Raw genomic sequence first — 13,624 nt, 5'->3', positions numbered from 1 at the left:
GGGGCTGACCCGTACGTGAAGACCATCGCTCCCCCTCCCGGGCGCCCGGTGCCGCGCTTCCGCCACCTGGTGCTGCTGTTCCTCGCCGTCACCGGCGCGCTCCTGGCCGGTGCCGCGCCCGCGTCCGCGCACGCCGCGCTGACCGGGAGCGACCCCCGGCAGGGAGCGGTGGTCGAGACGGCGCCCGAGCAGGTCTCCCTGACCTTCTCCGAGGACGTCGCCATGTCGAGCGGCTCGGTGCGCGTCCTCGACCCCGCGGGCAAGCGCGTCGACAGCGGCAAGGTCGGTCACCCCGGCGGCACGACCTACACCGTGGGGCTCCACTCGGGCCTGCCGGACGGCACCTTCACCGTCGCCTACCAGGTCGTCTCCGCCGACAGCCACCCCGTATCCGGCGCCTTCACCTTCTCCATCGGCGCCCCCTCCAAGACCACCGCGGTCGTGGCCGACCAGAACGCGGGCGGCGGCCTCGTCGGCGCCCTCTACGGCATCGCGCGCTACGTCTCGTACGCGGGCTTCATCCTGCTGGTGGGCGGCGCCGCGTTCGTCCTGGGCTGCTGGCCGCGCGGTGCCGGGATCAAGTCCGTGCAGCGCGTCGTCGTCAGCGGCTGGACCGCGCTCACCGCGGCCACCCTCGCCCTGTTGCTGATGCGCGGCTCGTACACGGGCTCGGGCAAGTTCGGCGACATCTTCGACATGACGCTGCTCGGGCAGGTGCTCCAGACGAAGTCCGGCGCGGCCCTCACGTCGCGGCTCCTGCTGCTCGCGGCGGCCGCCCTCTTCATCGCCGTCCTCTTCGGGGCGTACGTGAAGCGGGCCGAGGACGGCGACCGGAAGGAGGTCAGGGACCTCACCTTCGGGCTCTCCGTCGGCGGCGCCGTCGTCGCGGCGGGCCTCGCCGCGACCTGGGCCATGGCCGAGCACGCCTCGACCGGTCTCCAGGCCGGACTCGCCATGCCGGTCGACATCCTGCACCTGCTGGCCGTGGCCGCCTGGCTCGGCGGCCTGACCACGCTGCTCACCGCGTTGTACCGGGCGCCCTCCATCGAGGCGTCGGCGGTGCGCCGCTACTCCCGTGTGGCGTTCTGCAGCGTGGTCGCGCTCGCCGTGACGGGGCTCTACCAGTCGTGGCGCCAGGTCGGCTCCTGGTCCGCGCTGACCGGGACGCGCTACGGAGTGCTGCTATTGATCAAGGTCGGCCTCGTCGCCGTCCTCGTCGGCATCGCCTGGTTCTCCCGGAGGTGGACGGCACGGCTCTCGGAACAACTGTCCTCCGAGAACACCGCTGACGCCGAGGCCGCCGTCGCGACGGTGGGGCAGCAGCGCTCCACCGAGAAGAAGAGCAAGGTCACGGTCGGCGGCGGAGCGGAGAAGGGGGCCGAGGAGGCTGCCGAGACGAGCGCCGAGGAAGGCGCCGAGACGGTGGCCGAGGAAGGCGCCGAGACGGGGCCCGGCTCCGAGGACGCCGACGTCGACGTCGAAAGGGCCGGGGCGAAGGGCGCGGCGGGGCACGACCCCGAGCGCGCCGCACAGCTCGCCCGGCAGCGCGCCGCCATCGACACCGCCCGTGCCAAGCGCACCCGCGACGCCGACCCGCACCGCTTCGGTCTGCGCCGCTCGGTCCTCGCCGAGGCGGGCGTCGCCGTCGTCCTGCTCGCCGTCACCACCATGCTGACGACGACCGAGCCCGGCCGCACGGAGGAGGAGGCCACCTCCGCCACCTCCAGCGCGCAGACCCGCTCCGGGCCGCTGTCGCTGAAGCTGCCGTTCGACACCGGCGCCACGGACGGCAAGGGCACGGTCCTGGTCGACCTGGATCCCGGCCGCACCGGCACCAACGAGATGCACCTCTATGTCCAGCGGGCCGGCGGCAGGGCCTTCGACGTCCCCGAGGTGAAGATCTCGTTCACCCTGGAGGCGAAGAAGATCGGCCCGCTGGCCGTCGTCCCCGACCGCATCGCCACGGGACACTGGACAGCGGCGGGCGTACAGATCCCCCAGGCGGGCGACTGGAAGATCGCGGTGACCGTGCGCACCTCCGACATCGACCAAGTGACTGTCACCAAGAACGCGAAGATCGGCTGAACCACCATGGCGGACACCGAAAGCCGTACGGCCCCGCAGTCGCGGGGTGCGTCGGCGTCCGAAGGCATCACCCGGCGCCGGCTCATCGGGACGGCGGGCGCCACCGGCGTCGCCCTCGGCGCCGTCGGTGCGGGCGCGGGATACGCCGTGGCCTCGTCGAACGCGCCCGAACAGGCGACCGCGCTGACGTCGCTGGGCGCGGACCAGGTGATGTTTCACGGGAAACATCAGCCCGGCATCACCACCCCGCTCCAGGCCCGCGGCCACCTCGTCGCCTTCGATCTGGCCGCGGGGGCAGGGCGCAAGGAGGCCGCCGCTCTGCTGCGCCGCTGGTCGGCCACGGCCGAGCGGCTGATGGCAGGTGAGGCGGCGGCGAACGACGACACCGACGTCGCCCGGGACGCCGGGCCGTCCTCCCTCACGGTCACCTTCGGCTTCGGGCACACCTTCTTCTCCCGTACCGGCTTGGAGAAGCAGCGCCCGACCGCCCTGGACCCGCTGCCGGACTTCTTCTCCGACCACCTCGACAAGGCCCGCAGCAACGGCGACCTATGGGTGCAGATCGGCGCCAACGACTCCCTCGTCGCCTTCCACGCCCTGCGCGCGCTCCAGAAGGACGCGGGCAAGGCGGCGAAGGTGCGCTGGCAGATGAACGGCTTCAACCGCTCGCCCGGCGCCACCGCCCGCCCCCTCACGACCCGCAACCTGATGGGTCAGATAGACGGCACCAACAACCCCAAGCCCGCCGACGCCGACTTCGACCAGCGGATCTTCGTGCCGGGCTCGGGCTCCCCCGCCTGGATGGCCAACGGCTCGTACGTGGTCGTACGGCGGATCCGGATGCTGCTCGACGACTGGGAGAAGCAGTCGACGGCGGCGCAGGAGAGCGTGATCGGCCGCAAGAAGTCGACCGGGGCGCCGCTGACCGGCGGCGACGAGACGACCGAGCCGGACCTGGAGAAGACGGACGCGAGCGGCGACCTCGTCGTCCCCCTGAACGCCCACGCCCGCATCACCCGGCCCGACCAGAACGGTGGCGCGGCGATGCTGCGCCGCCCGTTCTCCTTCCACGACGGCTTCGACGCGGACGGCACCCCGGACGCGGGCCTGCTCTTCATCTGCTGGCAGGCGGACCCACTGCGCGGCTTCGTCCCCGTCCAGCGCAAGCTCGACCGCGGCGACGCCCTGTCATCGTTCATCCGGCACGAGGCGAGCGGCCTGTTCGCGGTGCCGGGCGGGGCGGAGAAGGGCGGGTACGTGGGGCAGGAGTTGTTGGAGGGGTGAGCCGGGCCGGGCGGCGCTGGGTGGCATGAGCGGGTGGCGCCGGCCAGGGGGAGCGGGCCGCGTAGGGGCCGAGGGGCTGGTGACGTGCCCGGGAGCCGGGCCGCGCAAGGCCCATTAGGGTGACCTCATGCCAGCCAGCTACGCGTATCTCGGCCCCGAGGGCACCTTCACCGAAGTCGCCCTGCGCACGCTTCCGGAGGCTGCCACCCGCGAACTCGTCCCGATGGTGTCCGTGCCGGCGGCGCTCGACGCCGTCCGCAACGGCGAGGTCGAGGCCGCGTTCGTGCCGATCGAGAACTCCGTCGAGGGCGGCATCACGACGACCCTCGACGAGCTGGTCGCGGGCCCGCCGCTGATGATCTACCGCGAGGTGCTGCTCGACATCGCCTTCGCGCTGCTCGTACGGCCCGGCACGAAGCTCGGCGACATCAAGACCGTCACCGCGCACCCGGCCGCGCAGACGCAGGTCCGCAACTGGATGAAGACCCATCTGCCGGACGTGACCTGGGAGTCCTCCGCGTCGAACGCCGACGGAGCCCGCCTCGTTCAGGAGGGCCGCTACGACGCCGCCTTCGCCGGGGAGTTCGCCGCCGCGCGCTACGGGCTCGAACCCCTGGTCACCGAGATCCACGACGCGCAGAACGCGCAGACCCGGTTCGTCCTGGTCGGCAGGCCCGCGCGGCCCGCTGCGCCGACCGGCGCGGACAAGACCTCGGTGGTCATCTGGCAGCGTGACGACCGCCCCGGCACGCTCATGGAGCTGCTCCAGCAGTTCGCGATCCGCGGGGTCAACCTGATGCTGCTGCAGTCGCGGCCCACCGGTAAGGGCATCGGCGACTACTGCTTCGCCATTGACGCGGAGGGCCACATCGCGGACCGCCGGGTGGCGGAGGCGCTGATGGGCCTGAAGCGGGAGTGCCCGCAGGTCCGCTACCTCGGCTCGTACCCGCGGGCCGGCGTCGCCGTCGAGGACGTACGGCCGCTGCGGTCGGGGACGTCGGATGACGCATTCGTGACGGCCTCCGACTGGCTGGCGCGCTGCCAGGACGGCCGGTTCTGAGCCGCGGGTAGCCGTTCATGGCTTTCCACACCCCTCGACCCCGGTCCGACCAGCGGATTTTCTTCGTCCACAAGAGTTATCCACAGGCCTCTTCTCGACGTGGGGATAAGTCGACAGCAAGACGCGACATGGTCGACAAATCGGTCTACAGACCACAAGTACGTCCACAGCCCCACACGTCACCCCTCGTCGCACCACGTCCATCCTTTTCCTTCGATCAACTCTTTGGAGTGAAGCATTTCCACCCGAAAGTGAGCATGGTGCGGGTTTGATCCGGGAATCCTTCGCGATGGATGCGGCTTTCGGAACGTCCGCTTCCGACATCCACAGATCTTTCTCACAGCCTGTGGACAACTTGCCGGTGAACCGCACACCTGTGGACAACCGAACCCCAAGTCCCGGTTCCCACAAGGGATTCGGGTCAAGAGGCCAGCCCAGACCTGGCCCTTTCGGGGAAAACGGGCTTTTTCATTGACGCGACTCCGGCCCGCCCTTTCCTGGCGTCGGGGAAGGCTTGCGTTGATCTTTTTCAGCCACGCTCCGACGCGACAGCACATTCCGGCAAATCGGTCGTAAAGCGGCGCAATGGATATCGGGTCGAGAGCCGGAACGCCGCACCGGTAGCCTGGTGGGGTGATTGACCTTCGCCTGCTCCGTGAGGACCCCGACCGTGTTCGCGCCTCCCAGCGCGCCCGTGGAGAGGACGTCGCGCTCGTCGACTCCGTCCTGTCCGCCGACGAGCGGCGCAGGTCGTCGGGGCTCCGCTTCGACGAACTCCGCTCCGAGCAGAAGTCGCTCGGCAAGCTGATGGGCAAGGCCACGCCCGAGGAGCGCGCGGAGCTGCTCCAGAAGGGCGAAGCCCTCAAGGCGCGCGTGAAGGCCGCCGAGGCGGACCAGCGAGACGCCGAGGAGGAGACCCAGCGTCTCGCCCTCCAGCTGGGCAACATCGTGCACCCCGACGTCCCGCGCGGCGGCGAGGAGGACTTCGTCGTCCTGGAGACGCACGGCACGATCCGCGACTTCGGTGCCGAGGGCTTCGAGCCCAAGGACCACCTGGAGCTCGGCGAGGCGCTCGGCGCCATCGACGTCGAGCGCGGCGCGAAGGTCTCCGGCTCGCGCTTCTACTACCTGACGGGCGTCGGCGCCCTCCTGGAGCTCGCGCTCGTCAACGCGGCGATCGCGCAGGCCACCGAGGCCGGCTTCACGCCGATGCTGACCCCGGCCCTGGTGCGCCCGCGCGCCATGGAGGGGACGGGCTTCCTCGGCCAGGCCGCGGAGAACGTGTACCACCTGGAGAAGGACGACTACTACCTGGTCGGCACCTCCGAGGTCCCGCTCGCCGCGTACCACATGGACGAGATCCTCGACGCGGACCAGCTGCCCATGCGCTACGCCGGGTTCTCGCCCTGCTTCCGGCGCGAGGCGGGCACGTACGGCAAGGACACCCGCGGCATCTTCCGCGTGCACCAGTTCGACAAGGTCGAGATGTTCTCGTACGTCCACCCGGACGACGCGCAGAACGAGCACCAGCGGCTCCTGGACTGGGAGAAGCAGTGGCTGACCGGCCTGGAGCTGCCCTTCCAGGTGATCGACGTCGCCACCGGCGACCTCGGCTCCTCCGCCTCGCGCAAGTTCGACTGCGAGGCGTGGATCCCGACCCAGGGCAAGTACCGCGAGCTGACCTCCGCGTCGAACTGCGACGGCTTCCAGGCGCGCCGCCTGTCGGTCCGTATGCGCGAGGGCAAGAAGGTGCAGCCGCTCGCGACCCTGAACGGCACGCTCTGCGCGGTGCCCCGCACGATCGTCGCCATCCTGGAGAATCACCAGCAGGCCGACGGCTCCGTGCGCGTGCCCGAGATGCTCCGACCGTACCTCGGGGGCCGAACCACTCTTGACCCCAAGTAACAACAGCCTGGAGCCGATCCACCCGTGAGCCAGCCCGCTCCCCTCGCCCCCGCCTTCCCGTACAAGCTCGTCGCGACCGATCTCGACGGAACGTTGCTGCGCTCCGACGACACGGTCTCCGGGCGGACGCGGGACGCGCTCGCCGCGGTCACTGCGGCGGGGGCCTCGCACATCATCGTGACCGGCCGGGCCGTGCCCTGGACCCGCCACATCCTCGACGACCTCGGCTACGACGGGATCGCCGTGTGCGGCCAGGGCGCGCAGGTCTATCACGCGGGGGAGCACCGCCTCCTCACCTCGGTGACGCTCGACCGGCAGCTCGCCGGGCTCGCGCTCGCCAAGATCGAGGCGGAGATCGGCCCGCTGGCGCTCGCCGCGAGCCGTGACGGGCTCGACGGCGAGGTCATCGTCGGCCCCGGCTACCGCGAGGGCGGCGGGCTGCCCGCGACGCCGTTCACGGACATCGCCGAGTTGTGGGCCGCGCCGCTCAACAAGGTCTACGTGCAGCACCCGACGCTGAGCGACGACCAGCTCGCGGAGGCGGCGCGCACCGTCGCCGGCGATCTGGTGGGCGTCACGATGGCGGGCGAGGGCATCGTGGAGCTGCTCCCGCTCGGCCTCTCGAAGGCGACGGGGCTCTCGCTGGCCGCCCGGCGTCTCGGCGTGAAGGCCGCCGACACGATCGCCTTCGGCGACATGCCCAACGACATCCCGATGTTCGCCTGGGCGGCGCACGGCGTGGCGATGGCCAACGCGCACGAGAGCCTCAAGGAGGTCTCCGACGAGGTGACCGCGTCGAACGAGGACGACGGGATCGCGGTCGTGCTCGAACGGCTGCTGGGCTGAACCTCACCGCTGACCAGTGGCTCCACGGGTCAGCGGGACTGCTGGTGGCGGAGGATGCGCGGATCGAACGCGCGCGGGGCTTCCACCCCGACGACGGCTTAGCAAGCCGCTGCCTTACCACTCGGCCAATCCTCCGGGAGGGGCGGCCCGCGTGCCGCTGAGGGCACGCGCTCGAAGCGGCCGCCCCGGGCAGCACCCCTGGGGCGGGCCTCGACGGAGTGCGATGACTACTCCGGAGCCTGCCTCGGGCTGCCCCGCAGGGAGCTCGACGGACTACTGACAGACATCGTCGTGCTCCTCTCCCGGCGGGTGGGCGCCGACGGATTCCCGGCGCGATGCGGTGCTACGACAACTACTGTGCTCCGGCGCCGAGTTCACCGCCACCGAATTAATCGCGGCTGCTCACGCGCTCATCGCCGACGCCACCTGCGGCGCCGTGCCTTGCTGAAGAACCACCCGGCGGGCGGCTCGTCCGAACGCCACGGCTGCGGGTCCGGGCCGCCGTCGCGCCATCGCGCGGCGAGCATCCGGGCCCGGGCGGACGGTTCGGCCATCTCGGCGGCGCGTATGAAGTCGGCGTCCAGGGCCACGTCGTCCCAGCCGTCGCCGGTCTGCTCCTCTGCCATCGTCGATCCTCCTCGGGTCGCCGGTTCGGACGGCGCACCCTCCCCCAGTGTTCCGACGGGAGGGTGAAATCGGCATGAAGAACGGTCGGCGCCGGGATCGCCGGGCCCGCTATTCCTCCCCCGCCAGCTTCAGCGACCGCAGCCGCTGGCCCGCGTACCAGGTCGCCACCACGGTCACGGCCACGAGCAGCACCGTGGCGAGCGGCAGCCCCACGTCCGAGGTGACGAGGTCGCCCCCGGCCACCTTCTGGGCGACCGCGAGGGACCACTGCTGCACGCTGAGTGTGCGGGCCCCGGCGACCAGGGAGCCGAAGAGCGCCTCCCATACGAGGGCGTAGACCAGGCCGAACACGACGGCGTGCCGGGTCACCGTGCCGAGGAGCAGGAAGATCGCGGCGTACGCGATGGAGGCCACCAGGGCGGCGATGGTGTAGGCGACGGCGATCTGCTGCCCGTTCCCGTTGAGGATCAGGCCGGCGATCAGCGTCGGCACGGCCGAGAAGACCATGGTCACGGCGATCGCCACGATGAGCTTCGTGAAGATGATCGTGGGCCGCTTGACCGGCTTGGACAGGAGATAGACCACAGAGCCGTCGTCGATCTCCGGCCCGATGGCGCCGGTGCCGGCGATGACTCCGATGAGCGGCACCATCGTGGCGAGCGCGAAGCCGCCGAGGACGTCGGACGCGGTCTGGTCGTCCGCGCCGGTGAGCGCGCGCACCAGGGCGGAGATCACGACGAGCAGGACGGGCAGGGCGAAGAGGATGAGGGCGCGGCGCCGGCCGAGCAGGGCCCGGTAGGTCAGGCGGGCGACAGTGGGGTCGTACATCAGGGCCTCCTACGCCGCGACGAGATACGAGAAGACGGACTCGAGGGACTCGTCGGACGGCGAGACCGTGAGCAGACGGATGCCATGCGCCCGCGCGACCTTCGGCAGCAAGGTCGTGAACCGGCCGAAGTCGACGGCCTGCACACGCAGCGCGCCCTCCTTCAGATCGACCTCGATGCCCGCCGTCGACGGGTCCGCGATCAGCGCCGCGGCCAGGGCCCGGTCGTCGCTGGAGCGGATCAGGTAGCGGTGCGGGCGGTCGGTCATCAGGCGGCGGATCTTGCGGAAGTCACCGCTGGCCGCGTGACGCCCGGCGACGATCACCTCGATGTGCGAGGCGAGCTGCTCGACCTCTTCGAGGATGTGCGACGAGAAGAGCACCGTGCGCCCCTCGTCCCCCATGCGCCGCAGGAGGTCCATGAGCTGCATGCGCTGGCGCGGGTCCATGCCGTTGAACGGCTCGTCCAGGAGCAGTACGGAGGGTTCGTGCACGAGCGCGGAGGCCATCTTCACGCGCTGGCGCATGCCCTTGGAGTACGTCGAGATCTTGCGGTCCTGCGCGTACTCCATCTCGACCGTGGCGAGCGCCCGCTGCGCCTCCTTCTTGCCGAGGCCGTGCAGCTCGGCGTTGGCGACGACGAACTCCTGTCCCGTGAGGAAGTCGTACATCGCCTCCCGCTCGGGGACGATGCCGATGTGGCGGTAGATCTGCTCGTTGCGCCAGATCGGCTGCCCGTCGAGGGTCACCGATCCGTTCGACGGGGCCAGGAAGCCGCCCATCATGTTGATGAGGGTGGACTTTCCCGCGCCGTTCGGGCCGAGGAGGCCGGTGACGCCGGGGCCGATCGTCATCGTGACGTCGTTGACGGCCACGACGTTGCCGAACCAGCGCGAGACGTGGTCGATGTTGATCGCGGTCACAGTCCGACCTTCCGGTAGCGGCGCATCAGCAGCCCGTAGGAGCCGGCGATGAGCCCGAGTACGACGAGCAGATAGACCACGCCCTGGCCCGCCCCCGGGCCGTCGGCGCCGGGGAAGGCGGAGGTGGCGCCCAGGAAGGCGGTCTGTACGCCGTCGATGAGCGTGATCGGCGAGAAGAGGCCGAGCCAGGACACCGCGCTCCCGTTGCCCTGCGTGTCGGCGATCGCCTGGACCGTGGAGACCGCTCCGTAGGAGATGGTCAGGACGGCGATGACGGCGGCGATCCCGAAGCCCCGGCGCGGTGTGACGGCGGAGACGACGAGCCCTATCCCGGCGAAGAGCAGTGACAGCAGGGCCACGGAGACCAGTCCCTGGGCGAATCCCTTGGTCTGCTCGGTGAAGTCCAGCTTCGCGAGCAGAGAGCCTACGTAGAGGACGAGCAGGGGGGCGGCCGTGAGGATGAACAGGGCCGACGTCATGGCGGCGTACTTCGCGACCACGTAGTCCACGCGCTCGATGGGCCGCGAGAAGTACAGCGGCACCGACTTGAAGCGCAGGTCGCGGGAGACGGCCTGCGGTGCCTGCGACGCCACGTAGAGACCGATCACCGCCTGAAGGATGATCGCGTAGCGCGTGTAGTCGACGGGGAGGTCCTTCGCCTTGGTGGCGACGGCGACCGCGACCATGATCAGCGCAGGGACGCACATCACGACGAAGAGCAGCATCGGCAGCACTTTGGACTTGGCCGAGCGGCCGAGCCCGTACGCGCCGCGCAGACTCTGCGAGAACAGCGAGCGGCGGGCGTACGCGCGGCCGAGGCGCGGTCCGTCGTAGTGGCGGTAGCCGATGTTGTGGATCTGGGTGGACGCACGGTCCGTGGCCATGGGCTCAGTGGTCATCGCGTGAGCCTCCCGTCTGCTGTGCGGCGGCGGTGGCCGCCCAGGCGGCGGCGCGCCGGGACGGCTCGGCCTCCTGGGCCTCGTCCTGGGGGCGGAAGACCTCCGCGATGTGGTGCCTGCGCTGCTCCATGCGGACCAGGCCGAGGCCGAGGTCCGCGACGACGTCGCGCACGATGTCGTACGTCTCCTCGCCCTGGGCGGTGACGAGGACGGTGTGGCCGGCGCCGGGCAGTTCGCCGCCGGTGGTCGTCTCCATGCCGCGCCGGGCGAACGCCTCGCGCAACGCGCTGGTCCCGTCGGGGTGTTCGTCGCTGTCGGTGACCTCGATCGCGAGCGTCGCCGTGTTCTGCGTGAAGTCGGTGGTGGAGCTGGAGCGCAGCAGTTTGCCGCCGTCGATGACGACGACATGGTCGCAGGTGCGCTCGAGCTCGCCGAGCAGATGCGAGGTGACCAGGACCGAGATGCCGAAGTCGGCGTGGACGCGGCGGATGAGGTCGAGCATGTCGTCGCGGCCGACCGGGTCCAGGCCGTTCGTCGGCTCGTCCAGGAAGACCAGCTGCGGGTCGTGGACGAGAGCCTGGGCCAGCTTCACGCGCTGCTTCATGCCCGTCGAGTAGCCGCCGATGGGGCGGTAGCGCTCCTCGTACAGGCCGACGTGGCGCAGGGTGTCGGCGGTGCGCTCACGGGCGGCGGTCGGCGGGAGGCCCGACATGCGCGCCATGTGCACGACGAACTCGGTGGCCGAGACGTCGGGCGGCAGACAGTCGTGCTCGGGCATGTATCCCACACGCTCGCGAATCTCACCGCCCTTGGTCGCCACGTCGAGTCCGAGCACTTCGGCACGGCCCTCCGTGGCGGGGGAGAGACCAAGAAGAATCTTGATCATGGTGGACTTGCCGGCGCCGTTGGCTCCGACGAGTCCGGTCACCCCGGGCCCGATATCCATGGTCAGCCCGTCGAGCGCGGTCACCCGGGGGAACCGCTTGCTCAGGCTTTCGGTCGCGATCACAGTCACGGTTCGACGGTAGTGGCGCGGACCACACCGGGGCGTCAGACCAGAGGGTCGACCTTCTATGAGACCTGAGTATTACGGGGCCCTAGGGGTCCCCCCTGAGTAGGCCTCGGCTCCGGTTCTCCACAACGCCCGCGTTCTCCACAGACTGCCGCAACCCCCTTGACGTTGCCGTCGAGCATTGTCACATTCATCAGTGTCACCTTACGAACGCGTACGGCGACGGCCCGGTGACGGGTCGCCGGAACACGCACATGCGGCGCTCGGCGGAAGGCATTTGATGACGGACCTCACGAAGATCCACGGCGCGCGCGAGCGCTGGGTGCGCACGGGCGGGATCGAGCTGTGCGTCGTCGAACTGGGCGACGCGGCACGGCCGACCGTCGTCCTCGTGCACGGCTACCCCGACTCCAAGGAGGTCTGGTCGGAGGTGGCCACGCGCCTCGCGGACCGTTTCCATGTCGTGCTCTACGACGTCCGCGGGCACGGCCGATCGACCGCGCCGACCCCGCTGCGCGGCGGCTTCACCCTGGAGAAGCTGACCGACGACTTCGTGGCGGTCGTCGACGCCGTCAGCCCGGACGCACCGGTCCATCTGGTGGGGCACGACTGGGGTTCCGTGCAGGCCTGGGAGTTCGTCACGGTCCGGCGCACCGAGGGCCGCATCGCGTCCTTCACCTCGATGTCGGGCCCGTCCCTCGACCACTTCGGGCACTGGATCAAGCAGCGGGTGAAACGGCCCACCCCGCGCAAGGCGGCCCAACTCCTCGGCCAAAGTGCCAAATCCTGGTACGTCTACATGCTGCACACCCCGGTCCTCCCCGAGTTGGCCTGGCGCGGGCCGCTCGGCAAGCGCTGGCCCGGCGTCCTGGAGCGCGTGGAGAAGGTTCCGGCGGGCGACTACCCGACGGCCTCACTCCCGTCGGACGCGGCGCACGGAGCCTGGCTGTACCGGGACAATGTGCGCGCGAGACTGCGCCGACCGCGCGACGACGCCTACGCGCACGCGCCCGTGCAGCTCATCACGCCCCTCGACGACGCCTTCCTCTCGCCCGCGCTCTACGACCGCCTCGAGCAGTGGGCACCACGACTGACCCGGCGGTCGCTGCCCGCCAAGCACTGGGTACCGCGTACCCGGCCCGACCAGCTCACCGCGTGGATCGCCGACTTCGTCACCACGCACGGGGAGCAGGGCACGGACGCGCCCGCGCCGCGCAAGGCGGCCGACGGCAAGTACGCGGAGCGGTTCGGCGGCCGTCTCGTTCTGGTGACCGGGGCCGGCAGCGGCATCGGGCGGGCCACCGCGCTGGCGTTCGCGGAGGCGGGCGCGCGCGTGGTCGCCGTCGACCGCGACGCCGAGAGCGCGGCCCGGACCGCCGAGTCGGCCCAGCTCGCCGGGGCGCCCGAGGCCTGGGCCGAGACGGCCGACGTCGCGGACGAGCAGGCCATGGAGAAGCTCGCCGCGAAGGTCGCCGCCGAGTACGGCGTGGTCGACGTGCTGGTGAACAACGCCGGGATCGGACTCTCGGGGCCGTTCCTCGACACGACCCCGCAGGACTGGAAGAACGTCCTCGACGTGAACCTGTGGGGCGTCATCCACGGCTGCCGCCTCTTCGGCCGGCAGATGGCCGAGCGCGGACAGGGCGGCCACATCGTGAACACCGCCTCCGCGGCGGCCTATCAGCCCTCGAAGGCGCTGCCCGCCTACGCGACCTCCAAGGCCGCGGTGCTCATGCTCAGCGAATGCCTGCGCGCCGAGCTGGCCGGGCAGGACATCGGCGTCTCAGCGATCTGCCCCGGCCTGGTGAACACCAACATCACGGCGACGGCCCACTTCGCCGGGGTCGACGCCGAGGAGGAGAAGCGCCGCCAGAAGAAGACCGCCCGCCTGTACGGCCTGCGCAACTACCCGCCGGAGAAGGTCGCCGACGCGATCCTGGAGGCCGTCGCCAGGAACAAGGCGGTCGTGCCGGTCACTCCGGAGGCCCGCGGGGCACGCCTCCTGTCCCGCTTCGCGCCCAGGACGCTGCGGGCGCTCGCCCGGGTGGAGCCACCGCTGTGAACGCCGGGCACACCGCTATCAGCGCCCAGCACACCAGTGTGAACGCCGGGCGGGTCGTGTGCGGCTCGCCGTGCCGGTCGTACGATCCCTCGCAA

11 protein-coding genes and 1 tRNA gene are annotated in these 13,624 nt (G+C 70.8%); 6 read left to right on the top strand and 6 right to left on the bottom strand.

The window, feature by feature from the left end; translation table 11 throughout:
- Window positions 1-15 precede the first annotated feature (15 nt).
- From C1N81_RS24390 to C1N81_RS24370, 5 genes are all read left to right on the top strand, one after another.
- Window positions 16-2,085: a copper resistance CopC/CopD family protein gene (locus tag C1N81_RS24390; RefSeq protein ID WP_394432467.1), complete on the top strand. Its 2,070-nt coding sequence runs from the start codon at window positions 16-18 to the stop codon at window positions 2,083-2,085.
- A 6-nt stretch (window positions 2,086-2,091) separates the two neighbouring features.
- Window positions 2,092-3,369, top strand: coding sequence for an iron uptake transporter deferrochelatase/peroxidase subunit (efeB, locus tag C1N81_RS24385; protein WP_394432465.1), 1,278 nt, complete (start codon window positions 2,092-2,094; stop codon window positions 3,367-3,369).
- Window positions 3,370-3,496: 127 nt separating this feature from the next.
- Entirely contained in the window at window positions 3,497-4,429 is a 933-nt protein-coding gene (pheA, locus tag C1N81_RS24380; RefSeq protein WP_394432463.1) for a prephenate dehydratase, read from the top strand.
- A gap of 633 nt (window positions 4,430-5,062) precedes the next feature.
- Window positions 5,063-6,334, top strand: coding sequence for a serine--tRNA ligase (gene serS, locus C1N81_RS24375; RefSeq protein ID WP_394432461.1), 1,272 nt, complete (start codon window positions 5,063-5,065; stop codon window positions 6,332-6,334).
- A 24-nt stretch (window positions 6,335-6,358) separates the two neighbouring features.
- A complete protein-coding gene (locus tag C1N81_RS24370; protein ID WP_394432459.1) occupies window positions 6,359-7,180 on the top strand; it encodes an HAD family hydrolase in 822 nt (273 codons plus the stop codon).
- A gap of 45 nt (window positions 7,181-7,225) precedes the next feature.
- On the opposite strand, the gene C1N81_RS24365 is transcribed toward C1N81_RS24370, so the two are convergent.
- The 6 genes from C1N81_RS24365 to C1N81_RS24340 all read right to left on the bottom strand — a co-directional run bounded on the left by C1N81_RS24365 (window position 7,226) and on the right by C1N81_RS24340 (window position 11,464).
- Window positions 7,226-7,315 (bottom strand) — tRNA-Ser (locus tag C1N81_RS24365).
- 275 nt (window positions 7,316-7,590) lie between these two features.
- A complete protein-coding gene (locus C1N81_RS24360) occupies window positions 7,591-7,806 on the bottom strand; it encodes an SGM_3592 family protein (RefSeq protein WP_394432458.1) in 216 nt (71 codons plus the stop codon).
- A gap of 109 nt (window positions 7,807-7,915) precedes the next feature.
- On the bottom strand, window positions 7,916-8,635 hold the full coding sequence (locus C1N81_RS24355) for an ABC transporter permease (protein ID WP_394432456.1): 720 nt from the start codon (window positions 8,633-8,635) through the stop codon (window positions 7,916-7,918).
- Between the two features lie 9 nt (window positions 8,636-8,644).
- Window positions 8,645-9,556: an ABC transporter ATP-binding protein gene (locus tag C1N81_RS24350; RefSeq protein WP_394432454.1), complete on the bottom strand. Its 912-nt coding sequence runs from the start codon at window positions 9,554-9,556 to the stop codon at window positions 8,645-8,647.
- Entirely contained in the window at window positions 9,553-10,455 is a 903-nt protein-coding gene (locus C1N81_RS24345; protein WP_394432452.1) for an ABC transporter permease, read from the bottom strand. The genes C1N81_RS24350 and C1N81_RS24345 overlap by 4 nt, the downstream gene beginning before the upstream one ends.
- Window positions 10,445-11,464, bottom strand: a complete 1,020-nt coding sequence (locus C1N81_RS24340) for an ABC transporter ATP-binding protein (protein ID WP_394438196.1) — start codon at window positions 11,462-11,464, stop codon at window positions 10,445-10,447. Before C1N81_RS24340 ends, C1N81_RS24345 begins: the two co-directional genes overlap by 11 nt.
- A 283-nt stretch (window positions 11,465-11,747) precedes the next feature.
- Here C1N81_RS24340 and C1N81_RS24335 point away from each other — a divergent pair, with 283 nt between their 5' ends.
- The gene (locus C1N81_RS24335; RefSeq protein WP_394432450.1) at window positions 11,748-13,529 is read left to right on the top strand and encodes an SDR family oxidoreductase; all 1,782 of its coding nucleotides are present in this window, start codon (window positions 11,748-11,750) and stop codon (window positions 13,527-13,529) included.
- The last annotated feature ends 95 nt before the right edge of the window (window positions 13,530-13,624 follow it).

The sequence above is a fragment of the Streptomyces sp. SGAir0957 genome (assembly GCF_043523415.1).
The sequence above is the reverse complement of the archived record's forward strand: the minus strand, read 5'-3'. Positions and strand labels throughout refer to the sequence as shown.